The sequence below is a fragment of the Rheinheimera sp. genome, assembly GCF_037442525.1.
Lineage (GTDB): Bacteria > Pseudomonadota > Gammaproteobacteria > Enterobacterales > Alteromonadaceae > Pararheinheimera.
The window spans coordinates 233,598-248,267 of the sequence record NZ_JBBIQD010000001.1; the positions used below are offsets into that span (position 1 = coordinate 233,598).

General features: G+C 52.7%; 17 protein-coding genes. 11 read left to right on the forward strand and 6 right to left on the reverse strand.

The annotated features are described in order from the left end of the window. Positions 1-118: 118 nt before the first annotated feature. Entirely contained in the window at positions 119-802 is a 684-nt protein-coding gene (locus tag WKJ03_RS01000) for a SprT family zinc-dependent metalloprotease (RefSeq protein ID WP_337840288.1), read from the reverse strand. A gap of 136 nt (positions 803-938) precedes the next feature. Between WKJ03_RS01000 and xthA the strand changes: the two genes are divergently transcribed. Both xthA and WKJ03_RS01010 read left to right on the forward strand, forming a co-directional pair. Then, positions 939-1,751 carry an exodeoxyribonuclease III gene (xthA, locus tag WKJ03_RS01005; RefSeq protein ID WP_337840289.1) on the forward strand — a complete coding sequence of 271 codons (813 nt, stop codon included), beginning with the start codon at positions 939-941 and terminating at the stop codon, positions 1,749-1,751. Next, positions 1,751-2,377 carry an energy-coupling factor ABC transporter permease gene (locus tag WKJ03_RS01010; RefSeq protein WP_337840290.1) on the forward strand — a complete coding sequence of 209 codons (627 nt, stop codon included), beginning with the start codon at positions 1,751-1,753 and terminating at the stop codon, positions 2,375-2,377. Before xthA ends, WKJ03_RS01010 begins: the two co-directional genes overlap by 1 nt. 2 nt (positions 2,378-2,379) lie before the next feature. Here the strand turns inward: WKJ03_RS01010 and yfbV are convergent, their stop codons facing one another. Further along, positions 2,380-2,823, reverse strand: coding sequence for a terminus macrodomain insulation protein YfbV (gene yfbV / locus WKJ03_RS01015; RefSeq protein WP_337840291.1), 444 nt, complete (start codon positions 2,821-2,823; stop codon positions 2,380-2,382). 569 nt (positions 2,824-3,392) lie between these two features. On the opposite strand from yfbV, the gene WKJ03_RS01020 reads away from it, so the two are divergent. From WKJ03_RS01020 to WKJ03_RS01040, 5 genes are read left to right on the forward strand one after another with little or no spacing between them, the layout of a single operon-like run. After that, entirely contained in the window at positions 3,393-3,896 is a 504-nt protein-coding gene (locus WKJ03_RS01020; protein ID WP_337840292.1) for a PTS glucose transporter subunit IIA, read from the forward strand. Between the two features lie 14 nt (positions 3,897-3,910). Beyond that, on the forward strand, positions 3,911-4,270 hold the full coding sequence (locus WKJ03_RS01025; RefSeq protein ID WP_337840293.1) for an ArsC family reductase: 360 nt from the start codon (positions 3,911-3,913) through the stop codon (positions 4,268-4,270). An 8-nt stretch (positions 4,271-4,278) separates the two neighbouring features. Beyond that, positions 4,279-5,412 (forward strand): succinyl-diaminopimelate desuccinylase, encoded by a 1,134-nt coding sequence (dapE, locus tag WKJ03_RS01030; protein ID WP_337840294.1) that lies wholly within the window; start codon positions 4,279-4,281, stop codon positions 5,410-5,412. Further along, positions 5,412-6,128, forward strand: a complete 717-nt coding sequence (locus tag WKJ03_RS01035) for a M15 family metallopeptidase (RefSeq protein ID WP_337840295.1) — start codon at positions 5,412-5,414, stop codon at positions 6,126-6,128. The genes dapE and WKJ03_RS01035 overlap by 1 nt, the downstream gene beginning before the upstream one ends. After that, positions 6,128-6,388 carry a DUF2897 family protein gene (locus WKJ03_RS01040; protein WP_337840296.1) on the forward strand — a complete coding sequence of 87 codons (261 nt, stop codon included), beginning with the start codon at positions 6,128-6,130 and terminating at the stop codon, positions 6,386-6,388. The genes WKJ03_RS01035 and WKJ03_RS01040 overlap by 1 nt, the downstream gene beginning before the upstream one ends. Positions 6,389-6,401: 13 nt before the next feature. On the opposite strand, the gene WKJ03_RS01045 is transcribed toward WKJ03_RS01040, so the two are convergent. Together WKJ03_RS01045 and yejK are read right to left on the reverse strand one after the other, a co-directional pair. Then, on the reverse strand, positions 6,402-7,154 hold the full coding sequence (locus tag WKJ03_RS01045) for a type 1 glutamine amidotransferase (RefSeq protein WP_337840297.1): 753 nt from the start codon (positions 7,152-7,154) through the stop codon (positions 6,402-6,404). 398 nt (positions 7,155-7,552) lie between these two features. Continuing rightward, positions 7,553-8,596, reverse strand: a complete 1,044-nt coding sequence (yejK, locus tag WKJ03_RS01050) for a nucleoid-associated protein YejK (RefSeq protein WP_337840298.1) — start codon at positions 8,594-8,596, stop codon at positions 7,553-7,555. A 72-nt stretch (positions 8,597-8,668) separates the two neighbouring features. Here yejK and WKJ03_RS01055 point away from each other — a divergent pair, with 72 nt between their 5' ends. Beyond that, on the forward strand, positions 8,669-8,896 hold the full coding sequence (locus tag WKJ03_RS01055; RefSeq protein WP_337840299.1) for a DUF1414 domain-containing protein: 228 nt from the start codon (positions 8,669-8,671) through the stop codon (positions 8,894-8,896). A 1-nt stretch (position 8,897) separates the two neighbouring features. Then, entirely contained in the window at positions 8,898-10,391 is a 1,494-nt protein-coding gene (locus WKJ03_RS01060) for a DUF3413 domain-containing protein (protein WP_337840300.1), read from the forward strand. A gap of 16 nt (positions 10,392-10,407) precedes the next feature. Here the strand turns inward: WKJ03_RS01060 and WKJ03_RS01065 are convergent, their stop codons facing one another. Next, positions 10,408-10,707, reverse strand: a complete 300-nt coding sequence (locus WKJ03_RS01065) for a hypothetical protein (RefSeq protein WP_337840301.1) — start codon at positions 10,705-10,707, stop codon at positions 10,408-10,410. Positions 10,708-10,726: 19 nt separating this feature from the next. On the opposite strand from WKJ03_RS01065, the gene WKJ03_RS01070 reads away from it, so the two are divergent. Together WKJ03_RS01070 and WKJ03_RS01075 are read left to right on the forward strand one after the other, a co-directional pair. Then, positions 10,727-11,416, forward strand: coding sequence for a YaeQ family protein (locus tag WKJ03_RS01070; RefSeq protein WP_337840302.1), 690 nt, complete (start codon positions 10,727-10,729; stop codon positions 11,414-11,416). Then, a complete protein-coding gene (locus WKJ03_RS01075) occupies positions 11,410-12,237 on the forward strand; it encodes a S1-like domain-containing RNA-binding protein (protein ID WP_337840303.1) in 828 nt (275 codons plus the stop codon). The genes WKJ03_RS01070 and WKJ03_RS01075 overlap by 7 nt, the downstream gene beginning before the upstream one ends. On the opposite strand, the gene WKJ03_RS01080 is transcribed toward WKJ03_RS01075, so the two are convergent. Next, the gene (locus tag WKJ03_RS01080; protein ID WP_337840304.1) at positions 12,229-14,634 is read right to left on the reverse strand and encodes an EAL domain-containing protein; all 2,406 of its coding nucleotides are present in this window, start codon (positions 14,632-14,634) and stop codon (positions 12,229-12,231) included. The two genes, WKJ03_RS01075 and WKJ03_RS01080, sit on opposite strands and share 9 nt — an antisense overlap. Positions 14,635-14,670 lie beyond the last annotated feature (36 nt).

The following is a 14,670-nucleotide window of genomic DNA, read 5'->3' on the forward strand; positions in this document are numbered from 1 at the left end:
TTGTTGGCAGCGGCGGAATTTTTTCGATACAGCAGAGTCAGAGCCAGTATCTGGATTTCATTTCTCCCTAAGCAGTATTTTTAGCCGGCATAATGCCGGCTCTCTTTTTTTTCGGGCTTTATATCAGCTGCATCCAATGCTGGTTCTGCCTGAGCCACAACCTGGCTTTTTTGGCATCCGCGTTATGGGCTGCCACCAGTTGCCAGAAATCCGGGCTGTGGTTCATATGCTGCAGGTGGGCCAGTTCGTGCACCAGCAAGTAAGTGCAAATCCATGGTGGGGCCATCATCAGCCGCCAGTTAAACTGCAGCTCGCCTTTGCTGTTGCAACTGCCCCATTTGCGTTTAAAGTCGCCGCTTTGTATGGCCTGATAACGCAACCCCATCGCCGCCGCCAGTCCAGGCGCCTGGGTATTAAACCAGAGCTCAGTTTCAGATGCATAAAACTGCTGCACCAGTTGTTGCATCCAGCGTCGCTGGTTAACGGCTTTATTGCGGCTACTCAGCTGCAGCCACAGGGTATCCCCTTCCAGGGTCCAGGCATTCAGGACGTCTATCACCACTTTAAGCTGCAACCGGCGCCCCAGATAAGGCAATTCCCCCAGACCAAGCCAATCAGGAACTTGCGGCAAAGGCGCTGATAAATGCTGCTCCACCCAGGCTGACTTTTGCTGAATAAAAGCTTCGATCTGACGCACAGACAGGCCAACAGGTGCAGCCACCCACAGCTGGCCTGCTTTAATCTGCAATTGCAAAGTGCGACGTCTGGCAGAATAACGTAACTGGTAAGCGGGTACGGCCACCTAACTTTCACCCTTAAATTCGACCGGCAGAGCTTAAAAGCTCAGCGGCGTGAGTGCAACTGCAGTTTTCGCGGCCGCCGACAAAATGCTAGTATGGCCTGACGCGTCCCTTAGTCCTTATTGGGTTGATCTGTCTATGAAAATAATCTCGTTTAACATTAACGGCCTGCGCGCCCGCCCCCATCAGCTCGAAGCCCTGCTGGCCAAACATCAGCCTGATTTTGTTGGTTTGCAGGAAATCAAAGTGCACGACGATGAATTTCCGCTGGAGGAGATGCTGAAATTTGGCTACCAGCTGTATTATTTTGGTCAAAAGGGCCATTACGGCGTGGCAGTGCTGAGCAAGCTGCCTGCCGAATCCATGTTGTATGGCTTCCCAACTGACGCCCCGGATGCGCAGCGCCGGATGCTGATTGGCAAATTTAAGCTGGCTAATGGCAAAACCCTGACCTTACTAAACGGCTATTTTCCACAGGGCGAAAACCGCAGCCATGAAACCAAGTTTCCGGCCAAACAAAAATTTTACGCCGACCTGATGCAGTACCTGGAAAATCATCATAGCCCCGACGAGTGGATAGCGGTGATTGGGGATATCAACATCTCCCCGCTGGATCTGGACATTGGTATTGGTGAGAGCAACGCCAAACGCTGGTTAAAAGAGGGCAAATGCTCCTTTTTGCCGGAAGAGCGCGAAATGCTGGGCAAACTGAAAGCCTGGGGTCTGGTGGATACCTTCCGGGCTTTGCATCCGGACGCTACCGCACGTTACAGCTGGTTTGATTACCGATCCAAAGGTTTTGATGACAACAGAGGCCTGCGCATTGATGTGGTGATGGCCACACCGCCTTTGGCGGCCTTGTGTGTCGAATCGGATATCGATTATGAAATTCGTGGTTCAGACCGGCCTTCCGACCACGCGCCCGTCTGGTCCAGCTTTAAGCTGGATTAATGCTACTGTTCACCGCCCTGACTTTGCTGGCCGGAGTCTTACTCTGGCTGGACAAGGCATTCTGGCGAGAGCTCAGACAAACTCATCCGCCCTGGCCACTTTATGGCGCCTGTTGCTGTGTTCTGGCGTTGTTATGGCAGACGGACGCAGCAGTGTTGCAGCCACTGTCGGTGCATTTTCTTGGCCTGACAACAGCCTTACTGCTGTTTGGCCTGAGACTCGCCAGCCTGCTGGCGACTCTGGTCTGTGGTTTGGGGTACCTGCAGTTGGGGTGGAGCCCGGAGCACAGCCTCTGGGTGCTGTGCTGCGCCTTTTGGACCTTGTGGCTAAACGCCTTGCTGGTCTGGTGGGTCTATCAGTCCCTGCCCAGGCATTTATTTGTCTATTTATTTGTGGCCGCCTTTTTAAACAGCGCTCTGGCGCTTTCCGTATTTTTACTGCTTAAAGCCTTGCCATTCTGGCAGCAGTACAGCTCAGCGCAACTGACTGAAAGTTACCTTCTGTTTATTCCTCTGGCGGCCTTACCTGAGGCGTTGCTCAATGGCATGGCGATGACACTCTTTGTGATTTACAAACCAGAATGGGTGAAAACCTTCTCGCAGCGCCAGTACCTGGACCCGAAGTAAGGTTATAACCACTGCCGGATAAAGGTACTGTCCAGCTGAGCAAAGGCCTGTTTCAATAAACGCGCCAGGTCAAAGTAGCTGGGCTGTCCCTGCTGGGTTTTGGGTTCAAGCCCGGATTCCTGCATTTTTTGCCGGACCTGATGATACCAATGAGATAACGATGGCGGAAGCCGGGTTTGTGCACGTTTGCCAAGCCAATAGAAGCCTTGCAGAGGCATAGAAAGAATGGCCAGCATCAGGGTCAGGATCATCGGCAGCTGGGCAGCGCCCAACTGGCTGTATTGCACCCAGGCCCCGCAGACTGCCACGACCGGGCAGACTTTTTGAGCAAATAAGGTCAGTTTAATCACCTTATTTTCAACAAAAATTGCATTGAGCTCAGCGCTCAGTGGCCATTCTTTGCTGTACAGGTAACCATTTTTGCAGGTCATTAACCAGAACGACATGGCAAGTTCTCCGCTTAAGGCTGGGAATGAAGACGGCTGAGCAGCTCAGACCGGCACCGTTCAGGATGTATACCTTATCTATATCGGTGAAAACTCACCAAAACTCAATGCTTTTGCGCTGATTTTTTTACTTTTCCCTGCCGCAAGCCGGTTTCTAACATAAATGAAACATTCATTAGCGCCCTCTGGAAGCGATTTCATTTCAGTTCTGGGCAAAAAAGATGCTTTTCTTCGACCTTTCATTTAATTTACTTACAAATGTCATTAAACAAAATTTGTGCCATCGATTAAATTATTTAAAATTCATTAAGTTAACAAAGATAAACAGAATAACACACAAAGTTATCCACAGATTCTGTGGACAACCCAAATACAGTAATCCCTTAGCTCCGCTGAATTTCCCACTAAAATTAACATCTATTTTCACCTTCTTTATTCCAAATAACCAACGAACCCTAGATTTTAATCAATCTTCATCAAGTGACTCTTTTGCCGCAGGTGTATTTCACCCGGTGTTATTTTTCGCTACTATCTGAAACCATGTTTAGTCGTGTGGGTAAGACCAGCCTTTGTTCAGTCGGATCCAATGGGTTTCAGCGTTAGACAGCTCTTTATCTCTGCGTCTGAAAAGCCCGGTGCATGGGCATGCCGGACCATGCACCGCAGAAACACCATCGCTCTTTGCCAGCGGGCTGGCCGGTGATGGTTTATGGCTGGAACTCAGGGATAACCAGATCCTGGCGCCTTTTTCTGCCCGGTTCAGCCGCTGCAACGCAACAGGCCAACAGTTATGCTGGCGTCATAGCAGCGGCCTGGTGATGCAACTTGATTTTCCTCATCACACCGCACAGCAGCTGGGCCAGGGATTCGTCTGGGCGGTGCCGGAGCAGACATCGGTCAGCGCAGGCCAGCTGATTGCTCAATTTGACCTTGGTTTTCTGGCGCAAGGCAACACACCTCTGGGGGTGATGCTGAAGTTGCATCCTCACCCTAAAATCAACCGGATTTATTGCCGCGCCGGCTATCATCGGGCTTTTTCTGATGATTTGCTGGCGCTGGAGCTGAGTTCTTAAAAGGATACAACTGCATGATTCTGCTGTATGGCATCAAAAACTGTGACACCATCAAAAAAGCCCGCGCCAGCCTGGAAAAAAACCAGCGGCCTTATCAGTTTTGGGATTACCGTGCGCAAGGCCTGACCGCAGAGTTGCTCGACAGCTTTTGTCAGCAGCTGGGCTGGCAGGCACTGCTAAATACCAGGGGCACCACCTACAGAGCACTGCCCGACAGCGACAAAGCCGATATGACAGAGCAGAAAGCCAAACAACTGATGCTGGCTCAGCCTGCGCTGATTAAACGACCTGTGCTGCTGCATCAGGGCCGTTATTTACTCGGCTTCTCTGAAGCCTCGTATCAGGACTTTTTCACTGCTGTTGCGGCGAACTAGGAGGCTGTATGCACAATGAAGTTTTAGCCTTAACTGAAGAACTGATCCGCCGCCCTTCCGTCACACCTGAAGATGCAGGCTGCCAGCAACTGATGGCCGACCGGTTAAAAGCCGTAGGTTTTTCCATTGAATCGATGTTCTTTGAAGACACGCTGAACCTCTGGGCCCGGCGAGGCACCGGCAAACCACTGTTCTGTTTTGCCGGTCACACCGATGTGGTGCCCACAGGGCCTCTGGAGCAATGGAGCAGCCCGCCTTTTGCACCGCAAATCCGCGATGGTTACCTCTATGGCCGAGGTGCCGCCGATATGAAAGGCAGTCTGGCCGCTATGGTGGTGGCCACTGAGCGTTTTTTAAGTAAACATCAGGAGCTGAAAGCCGATATCGCCTTTTTGATCACCAGCGACGAAGAAGGCCCTTTTATCAACGGCACCAAGCGGGTGGTTGAAGTGCTGGAAGCGCGTCAGGAAAAAATAACCTGGTGCCTGGTGGGTGAACCCTCCAGCAGTCACACTCTGGGCGATGTGATTAAAAACGGCCGCCGTGGCTCTCTGACCGGGTACCTGACCGTCAAAGGAATTCAGGGCCATGTGGCCTATCCGCATCTGGTGGACAACCCTATCCACAAAGCCGCACCGGCTTTGTCCGAACTGGCCATAACAGAATGGGATCAGGGCAATGCGTTTTTTCCGGCCACCAGTTTCCAAATTTCCAATATGCACGCTGGCACCGGTGCGACCAATGTGGTGCCAGGCGAAGTCAGCCTGACTTTTAATTTCCGTTACAGCACCGAAGTGACTGCAGAGCAGCTGCAGCAACGGGTACTGGCTATTCTGGACAAACACCAGCTGAAGTACGAGCTGAACTGGGTGCTGAACGGTCTGCCCTTTTTAACCGACAGTGGTGCGCTGGTTGCCGCCGCCGTCAAGGCCGTGGAGCACGTACAGGGCATAGCCACCTCACTGGAAACCACGGGGGGCACTTCGGATGGCCGCTTTATTGCACCAACCGGCGCTCAGGTGCTGGAGCTGGGCCCCTGCAACGGCACCATTCATAAAATTGATGAGTGCGTGCGGGTGGACGACCTGGAGTTACTGGCGCAGATGTACGAGCTGATCCTGGAACAACTGGTGGCAGCCTGATGAACCAGACTTCCGGCAGTTTTCAGTGGGATACCCAGACAGTGCTGGCGCTGCAGCTGACCGGTCGCGATGAACGCCACCTGCAGAGCCTGGACGAACGGCACAGGTTAACAGCAGCCACAGCTCAGGCTTTTCTGGAAATGCGGCAGGCCGCAGCGGCGGACGGCATTGAACTGGCGCTGCTGTCCTCGTACCGCTCTTTTGCTCAGCAGCAACGGATTTGGCAGGCAAAATACCAGGGCCACCGCCCTGTGTTTGACAAACAGCAGCAACAGCTCGATGTGGCCAGGCTGGATGCTGAAGCGAAAATCCGCGCCATTCTGTTGTATTCTGCCCTGCCTGGCGCCAGCCGCCATCATTGGGGCACCGACTTTGATCTGTATGATAAAGCCGCTGTACCGGCCGATTATCAGGTGCAGCTGCTGGATGCGGAATACAACAGTGGCGGCCCTTTTTACCCACTGCATCTATGGCTGGAACAGCATGCGGCTGACTTTGGTTTTTTCCGCCCTTACCGGCACGACACCGGAGGCGTGGCGCAGGAACTCTGGCATCTGAGTTATGCGCCTGAAGCTGTTCCTTTGCTGAATGCTTTTGAACTCTGGATGCTGCAGCAAGCGATAGAACAAAGCGAATTGGCGGATCAGCCACTGCTGCTTGCATTATTGCCCGAACTGATGCAGCGTTATGTCAAACGCATTTGTCAGGAGTCGTGATGACCCTAACCTTCTGGTGGGTATTGGTGCTGGTGCTGGGAATAGTCATAGGCAACCTTTGGCTATTACGAACCAACAAAGCTCAGGATGAAAAGTGGCGGCAGCACCAGGCGCAACGGGACAAAAACCAGGACGGCGCCACCACAGGTACAGCGCTAACCAGCGCAGTCACGCCTGTCGCCAGCCAGAAAAAAACGGACGCGAGCCCAACCGAGACAGACTCAGCGGGCTCCGATCAGGGCGGCTCGGGCACCGATTAACCGCAGCTTTGCATTACCCCACCAGCGGCAGAGGCAAACCAGCCATGCCAGGCAGATGCCGTAACCAGCTGTGATAAATCTGGTTGGCACTGTGATGCAACTGAGCAACTTTTTGTTCCAACTGGTGCTGGATTTGACTGACAGACTGCACCGACGGTAAATGCTGATACCGCTGCAAAACCGCTTCATCCTGAAGGCACCACTGCCGGATACTGTCCGCTGTCACTTCCAGATGGGACTGCAACCCCAGATGCGGGCCGCAGACAAAGCCTTTGTTCAGGCAATACTGACCAAATAACAGCCGTCTGGCCCCTGCGGGAATTTGAAAGGTTTCAAAGTGCCAATGAAACATCAGCACGTCCTGTTCAGCCCTGAGCAGGCATTTTGCCTGAGCATAGGCAGTCACTCTAACTTTATCCCACCCTATTTGAGGCACCGCATTGGGCCGTACTGACGCGCCCAGCGCCTTCGCCAGTAACTGCCCGCCGAAACAATGCCCAAGCACCGGCTTTTGGCGCTCCAGAGCGTCTTTTACCAGCTGCAGCTCTTTTCGGATCCAGGGCTGGTTATCATTGACACTGCGATCGGAGCCCAATACCACCAAGGCACTGAAATCCTTGCAGCTTTGTGGCGGCATCTCCCCTTGGTCAACCCTGAACAACTGATAAGGGCAATCACACCATTCCAGATACTGCTGCAAATACGCTGGCCCTTGAGCACTGTGGTGCTGACACACAGCAATGGGTTTGATTCGTCTGAACATCATGTCTTATCCGTTATGAACACGGCTGAAATGATAAAAAAGTTGCCTGCAAAAAGACTGTCAAACCCACAGCCCCTGCAGTAAAAAGATCGTAAATTTACGTCGGGAAACCAACCCCAATCAGGGAAAACCGGCACTATGAGCGCGCAGCAGCAAGAATTAAAGCTCCTGATGTGGCCTCACAGAGGACGACCCCAGGCAAACCAACAGAAAGACAGTACTGAAACAGAGCCGTCAGTTTCAAGTGCAGGCCCTGGCAAAGACGGAGCAAATCAAGTGGAAGTCAAGAGCCGCACTGTTGCAGCAGTTTGAATTTGAAAAAGCGGAACATCAGCTGGCTGATTGACTTCAATCTGGCAGCTCATACTGCCGGATTGAAGTGCCTTGCCAGTCAGCAGCTTTCAGGTTTCATCGGTTTGACGATCAAAGCTGGAAAAACCTTTTAAAAAACGCTGCAGCTGATCTTTCAGGTTGGGTGGCACCCCCTGAATAATCAGCAGGTCACGGTCCATATCGTATTTCACCCGCTCCCCCAGATGTTTTTGCTCAAAACTGATGCTGACACCTCCACCGCTGCCTGCGAACTTCACCAGGGTTTTCAGCTCTTTTACATCCACAGGGAACTGTTCAGGCACGGCAATATTCTGTTCAGCGCAATAATGGCTGAATGCACGGGCATCATTGCTGTCGATGGTGCTGGACAGCTCATCCAGATGCACATCCAGACCTGCTTTGGCCTGCTCTTCGCAGTACTGGTACACCTGCTTGCGCACATCGGTTTTTTCGCTGGCATCGTAATCGCTGGCGGCCAGGTACTCTTCCACCGACGCCAGTACCATTTTGCTTTGATCTTTGGCGACTATGCCTTCTTCACAGCCTAAAAAGTCGAGGAAGAAATCGGCCACTTTGCGTCCGGCCCGGCCGCGGATAAAGGAAATGTATTTCTGCTGCTCCGGGCTGCTTTGGTATTCAGTCAGGTCCAGCCGTGCCGCCAGCTGCATACGGGCAATATCCAGGTGGCGGTCGGTCGACAGCTGCAAATCGGCGGTGACACTGAAATGGTCCTTGCTGCCCAGCAAGGTGACCAGCAGGTATTCACTGGCCAGGTAGCGGTAATGGCAGAATACAAAATAACCCGACTCTGGGATCTGATGCTGTACCAGCTGCAGTACCAGCTCCTGCGTGGCATGTTCGGCCAGTTGCAGATAAGACAACTCCTGCTGCTGCCAGCGTTCCAGCGGCTCCGCCAGACGGCTTTGCTGCTCAGGGTGGAAGCTTGCATAGCCTTTGGCTGGCTTACCATTGTAGGCCAGATGCAACTGCTCGATTAAATGCGCTACTTCGGCCGAAACCGGCACCAGCGCCTGACGAAAATGCGCCTTAAGCTGGTCATTTTCCTGACTCTGAATAAAATTGATAGCCAAATGAAGGACATCGACGGACATAAGTTTTCCTGTTCAGCGGTAATTCTGCTAGTATTCCCGGCTGTTAACCGGTGTTTTAAGCAAGAGATAAACATGCCGATTGTATCAAAGTATTCCACAGACCAGATTGAAAAAATCGTCAACGCCTTATTGGATGAATTACGCCAGCAGCAGGCCACCACAGAGCTGAGTCTGATGTGTCTGGGTAACAGCATCAGCCATATCATCAATACCCATGTTCCTGCCGCGCAACGCTCTGACGTCGCCCGTCAGTTTGGTCAGGCGCTGCTCGACGCTGTGTCAGGCCCGAAGTCGTCTTAATATGGTGCTGGAACAAAACCTGTCGCTGGTCAGTAAAGTCAACCGCTTACTGAACTGGGGCCATTGGTTCACCTTCTTTAATACCCTGCTGGCGCTTGGGGTCACCAGTGCCTTCTGGCTGGCGGAACCGCTGCCGCTCACTGCAGCGGGCTGGCTGTATCTGGTCAGCAACTGGTTGGGACACACTGCTTTTTTGTGTTTTTTATTTTTTATCCTGAGCATCTTTCCTATCAGCCTGGTGTTTCCGTACCAGCGCCATGTGCGTGGTATCGCCGCCGTGCTGGCCACAGCGGGCCTGGTGCTGCTGATTTTTGATGCCTATGTGTATCAAAGCCTGGGATACCATGTTGGCAGTGCCTCCAGTGAACAAACCATTGAGCTGCTGCGCCAACAAGTCGTGACCAATTCCCGTAACTTTGTGCTGATCACCGCCGCCGTGGCAGCACTGCTGCTGGCAATTGAACTGACGCTGTCCAATTTTTGCTGGAAAAAAGTACAACGCCTGCAGCACTCGGGTTTTGGCCGCCCTTTGCTCGCCCTGTTTTTAGGCAGTTTTGTCTTCAGCCACAGCCTGCATATCTGGGCCGACGCCCAGCTGAAATTTGATGTGACCAAACAGGACAATGTGCTGCCGCTGACTTACCCGGCCACCGCCAATACCTTTTTAGCCCGTTATGATTTGCTGGACCTGCAGCAACTGAAACAGGATAAAGCCGATCAGCTGCAGACGCAAAGCAGCTGGCAATCCCTGCAGCCGTTAAGCTGCCAACTCAGTGCCCCTGCGGCTTTCCGGATTTATGTGGTGCCCACGCTCGACAAGGAGCTGCAACTGGCTTTACAACACCAGGGCTTTGCGAGCAGCGACCAGCATTTTGCGCCGGTAGACCCACAGCTTGCACTGTTAAACCTGGTGTATGGCCAACTGGAACTGGCCGACAATCTGAGCCTGCTGCAGCAGGCCCCTGCCTGGCTGACACAACAACAGGAAATCCAGATAGGAAAAACCGGCCACTGGCCAGCCGAATTGGGCTGGTTAACAGGCTCCTCAGCGGCAGAACAGTCAGAACTGCTGTTTGTCGAACAGCCAGAGCAATTGCAACAGTTACTGCACAGCGACGAAGCGGCGCTGGTGCTGGCACTGACCGCCAGCCATCAGCAACTGGTGCTTGCCCCTGCGCCATTACTGGTACGCTGGCCGGGTTGGCCTGACAAAAAACAACAGGCCGTGACTCAACATCTGGATTTGTTGCCAAGCCTGTTATTGAGTGTGGGCTGTCGCAGTAACTGGCCAGGTGATGCGCTGCAGGAACCGTCAAGCTTGCCAAAACTGAACCTGACCAAGCATCAGTTGATCAGCTTTAAAAAAGACAAAATGACTGTAGTACGGGATGATGGCAGTTATGGCGTCTGGTCTGCCGGTACCCTGGTGCCACTGAATGAAAAAATGGATTTACCTATGCTGACCGACGCCCTGAAGCGGATTAAAGCGCCCTGATCAACAGGGCATTTTTTTAGTTGATACTGCGGGGTGCCTGCAGCAAGGGGCTGCGCCGGCCCTGAAGTTCCAGTTCGGCTAAATGGAATAAATTGGTGTAAGCCAGCGCCGGTGCCGCTTTGCCAAAGGTCTCAACAAACGCCAGCCGGGCCTCGTGCATTAAACGCCCGGCCAGTTGATCGTAGGCCGAATAGCCGTCATAACTCAGCGGTTCATCCAGTGACGCCAGGCCAGACTCACGCTGGCGCCGGATAAAATAGTTCAGCAGAAACTCGTATTCTTTAACATCCAGCCAATCGCGGCAATCCAATCCCATCGCTTTCACCTGTTCTGACGTGCGGTTACCATCCGGAATTTATGCCATTAAAGCACAGCTTTCACCACAACAGCTGAATTGTGCCGGTAAAGCAGGTACACTAACGGCCATTTTTTCCGGCAAGCAATCATTTATGGCGCTCAAGGCGACAGTACACAAAGCACAATTACAGGTGTCGGATTTAAGCCGGCACCATTATCAGGATTACCAGCTGACTCTGGCCCGTCATCCGTCCGAAACCGAAGAGCGGCTGATGTTGCGCCTGCTGGCGTTTGCCCTCTGTGCCGACGAACAGCTGCAGTTTGGCAAAGGCATCTCAGACGACGATGAAGCAGCGCTGGCGATAACAGGCCTGGACGGCCAGTGCCAGCTGTGGATTGAACTGGGGCTGCCGGAAGAGCGGCGTTTGCGTAAAGCCAGCCACAAAGCCAATCAGGTATTATTGCTGGCGTATGGCGGCACTGCGGTCAGTAAATGGTACCAAAGCGAACAGAAAGCGCTGCAGGCTTTGGACAACCTGAGCATTTTTGCCATCAGCCCGGAACATCTGGCGCTGCTGCAGAGTTTTTGTGACCGCACCATGCAGCTGCAATGCACTATTAACGAAGGCCAGATCTGGTTCGGTACCAGCGTTCGCACCGAACAACTGGCCCTCAGCCGGGTGAAAGCCGCCCGTAACGAACTTTTTATTTGGGAGGCCGAATGTTAGCCCTGGGTACTTTAAACCGCTTAACGGTAAAAAAGCTGGTCGATTTTGGTCTCTATCTGGATGGCCTGAGCTGGGGCGATATTTTATTGCCCAAGCGCTATGTGCCAACAGGCGCCGCTGTGGGTGATGAGCTGGAAGTATTTTTATACCTGGATTCGGAAGACCAGCTGATTGCCACCACAGAAACGCCCTTGATAAGGGTCGGACAGGTGGCGCAGCTGAAAGTGGTCGCCAGCACCAAAGTCGGGGCCTTTTTAAACTGGGGCCTGAAAAAAGATTTATTGGTGCCGTTCAGTGAACAAAACCTGCCACTGCAAACCGATAAATGGGCCCTGGTGTACTGCTATGTTGACCGCAGTAATCGTATTGTCGCCTCCACCAAACTGGATAAATTTATCGGTAAAGAACCTGCCCGGTACCAGGCAGGCCAAGCCGTCAGTTTTATCGTGGCCGCCCGCACCGACCTGGGGTACAAAGTGGTGATCGATCATCAGCACTGGGGTCTTCTGTACAACAACCAGGTGTTTAAACCGCTGCGTATAGGGTACAAAGGCACAGCTTATGTACAGAAATTGCGTGACGACGGCAAAATTGATTTGTTACTGGATAAGCCGGGTTATGAAAAAACCCAGCAACTGACCGATGTAATTCTGGCGAAGCTGCAGAAGGCCGGTGGCACATTGCCACTGTCCGATAAAAGCAGCCCGGAGCAAATTGCCGCCGAGTTTGGGGTCAGTAAAAAAGTGTTTAAGCAGGCCATTGGCGCTTTGTACAAGGCAGGCGCCATCCGCATTGAAGCCGATCAGATCGCCTTAACTTAACCAGCGTATCGCCTCGGCAGCAGGCACAGGGCGCGAAAACCAATAGCCCTGGCCTGCATCGCAACCCAGCAGTTTCAACAGTTCACACTGGTTTTGGCTTTCAATGCCTTCGGCCACCACCTGTAAATCCAGGGTTTTGGCCAGAGCGATGACGGTATTAATTACCGGATTGTCCTGGATCTTTGGTTTAATACTGGCAATAAAAGACCGGTCAATTTTCAGCACATCCAGCTTAAATTCGTTCAGGTAACTCAGGCTGGAGTAACCGGTGCCAAAGTCATCCAGCAGCACCTTCACGCCAGCCGCACGCAGCTCTTTGAGTGAGGTACGGGCCTGACCGATATTTTCAATCAGCGCCCGCTCGGTAATTTCTATCGCCAGCCAGCACGGATCCACCTGGGCACAGGCAATCAGCTCCAACAGCTCTGCTGCAAAATTCGGTTCAGAAAAGGCCGAGCCCGACACATTGACACTGATATAACAATGGGCAGGCCAGTCCACCTGCCAGGCCCGTAACTGCGCCACGGCCTTTTGCAGCACATAGCGGTCTATGCGGCTAATCAGCCCCTGTTGTTCGGCAAAAGGAATAAACTGGTCTGGTGCTACCCACCCCTTTTGCGGGTGCGGCCAACGGATCAAAGCTTCAAATCCCTGCAATGTCAGATTGTCCAGTGCAAAAATCGGCTGATAATGCAGTTCAAACTGCTGCTGCGCTAAGGCTGTTTTAATGTCCTGGTCCAGCTGGAATTCTTCACTGTCCTGCCGCCCCATATGGTCCTGATACAGCCGGAATACCCCCCGGCCATCCTGCTTCGCCTGGTACATCGCAATATCGGCACGGCGGATCAGTTCCCCTGCCCCGGTTAAACCTTCCCTGGCGTTGGTCAGCGCGATGCCAATACTGCAGGAGCTTTGCAATAAATGCCCGGCCACCAGGATAGGCTGCTGCAAACTGTCGCAGATACGCTGAGCCACTTCGGTGACATCCTGCACCGAACCGACATCTTCCAGCACTACGGCAAATTCGTCGCCTCCCAGCCTGGCCAGCGTGTCGGACTGACGCATACAGTTCTTCAGCAGCCGGCCCACTTCGATTAAAAAGGCATCGCCCACCGGGTGGCCCAGACTGTCATTGACAGCTTTAAATCTGTCTAAATCCAGATACATCACCGCCAGTTGATTGACCGGGAACCTCTGCATCCGCTTAAAGGCCTGTTCAATCCTGTCCAGCAATAAACTGCGGTTTGGTAAGCCTGTTAAGGCGTCGTGCAACGCCTGATGCTGCAGCCTTTTTTCTGAGAAAACCCGTTCCAGTGCATTGGAAATATGTTGGGAGACAAAAGTCAGCAGCTCCAGATCCCGCTCTGAATAATGGATATGTGGCATATAACTTTGCACCACCACCACCCCACGGATGGTGTCACTGCCGACAAAAGGCACCCCCAGCCAGCACTCTGGTACTGAGCCATAAATACGGATCTGATGCGCGCGGTCAAACGCCAGCATTTGTGCTTTATCGATCAAAAGCGCCTGGTTGGTTCTGAACACATAACCGGTCAGACTGTGCTCAAGCACGTCTTTACCAAAGGCCTGGTTGGGGTCAATTTCGTCGTCTTCAGTGTCCGCAAAATAAGGGAAATGCAGCAACTCAGTCGCATCGTCATACAAGGCAATGTAAAAGTTCGGCGCATAGATCAACGAGTTGACAATCTGGTGCAGACGCTGATAAAAACCGGAAAACTCGTCGGCAAAACTGGAAAATGCCGCAATCTGATACAGTGCTTTTTGCAGACGTTCAGCATATTCCAGCTGACTGACCGACTGCTCCAGCCGCTGCAGCATTTGTGCCTTGCGTAATTTGCTGGCGAGAATGGACGCCACTTTTTCCAGCACCAGCTGATGTGCGCTCTGGAAAAAACCCAGCTGCGAATGTTCGCAATCGATCACACCAAGCAGTTCGCCCTGGTCCAGAATTGGCACCACCAGCTCAGACAAACTGGGGAAATAATCCGGCACATAATAGGGATCCTGCCGGGTGTCATTCACCAGTACGGATTGTTTCTGCCGGGCGGCATAACCGACCAGGCCTTGGTCCAGACTGAGCTCTGCCACGCCAAGATGTAATGGCAAATCCCGGGTGCCACTGCCCGCTTTGCGTTTTAACAGCTGTGTTTTCGCATCAAAAATGAAAATAGCACAGTCGACAAAACCCAGACCAGCCACCACTTGCTTGGCAGCATAATCCAGCACTTCATCCGGATTGGATAAATCATGCAGTTCAATCGCAAACTGATTAATCAGCCGCAAATGGTGGTTTTCCTGCTGCAGCCGCACCAACTCGGCGGTGAGCGGATCAGGGGTTTGGATCTCAGGCTTCTGGCTGGCCACGGTCGTCATGGACTCTTCTACTACTCAGACAGCTCTGTTATAGAC

What these genes read in the sequence shown, in the direction of transcription:
- xthA (WP_337840289.1), top strand. Translation starts at nt 939, where the DNA reads ATGAAAATAATCTCGTTTAACATTAACGGCCTGCGCGCCCGCCCCCAT.
- WKJ03_RS01010 (WP_337840290.1), top strand. Translation starts at nt 1,751, where the DNA reads ATGCTACTGTTCACCGCCCTGACTTTGCTGGCCGGAGTCTTACTCTGG.
- yfbV (WP_337840291.1), bottom strand. Translation starts at nt 2,823, where the DNA reads ATGTCGTTCTGGTTAATGACCTGCAAAAATGGTTACCTGTACAGCAAA.
- WKJ03_RS01025 (WP_337840293.1), top strand. Translation starts at nt 3,911, where the DNA reads ATGATTCTGCTGTATGGCATCAAAAACTGTGACACCATCAAAAAAGCC.
- dapE (WP_337840294.1), top strand. Translation starts at nt 4,279, where the DNA reads ATGCACAATGAAGTTTTAGCCTTAACTGAAGAACTGATCCGCCGCCCT.
- WKJ03_RS01035 (WP_337840295.1), top strand. Translation starts at nt 5,412, where the DNA reads ATGAACCAGACTTCCGGCAGTTTTCAGTGGGATACCCAGACAGTGCTG.
- WKJ03_RS01040 (WP_337840296.1), top strand. Translation starts at nt 6,128, where the DNA reads ATGACCCTAACCTTCTGGTGGGTATTGGTGCTGGTGCTGGGAATAGTC.
- WKJ03_RS01045 (WP_337840297.1), bottom strand. Translation starts at nt 7,154, where the DNA reads ATGATGTTCAGACGAATCAAACCCATTGCTGTGTGTCAGCACCACAGT.
- yejK (WP_337840298.1), bottom strand. Translation starts at nt 8,596, where the DNA reads ATGTCCGTCGATGTCCTTCATTTGGCTATCAATTTTATTCAGAGTCAG.
- WKJ03_RS01055 (WP_337840299.1), top strand. Translation starts at nt 8,669, where the DNA reads ATGCCGATTGTATCAAAGTATTCCACAGACCAGATTGAAAAAATCGTC.
- WKJ03_RS01060 (WP_337840300.1), top strand. Translation starts at nt 8,898, where the DNA reads ATGGTGCTGGAACAAAACCTGTCGCTGGTCAGTAAAGTCAACCGCTTA.
- WKJ03_RS01065 (WP_337840301.1), bottom strand. Translation starts at nt 10,707, where the DNA reads ATGGGATTGGATTGCCGCGATTGGCTGGATGTTAAAGAATACGAGTTT.
- WKJ03_RS01075 (WP_337840303.1), top strand. Translation starts at nt 11,410, where the DNA reads ATGTTAGCCCTGGGTACTTTAAACCGCTTAACGGTAAAAAAGCTGGTC.
- WKJ03_RS01080 (WP_337840304.1), bottom strand. Translation starts at nt 14,634, where the DNA reads ATGACGACCGTGGCCAGCCAGAAGCCTGAGATCCAAACCCCTGATCCG.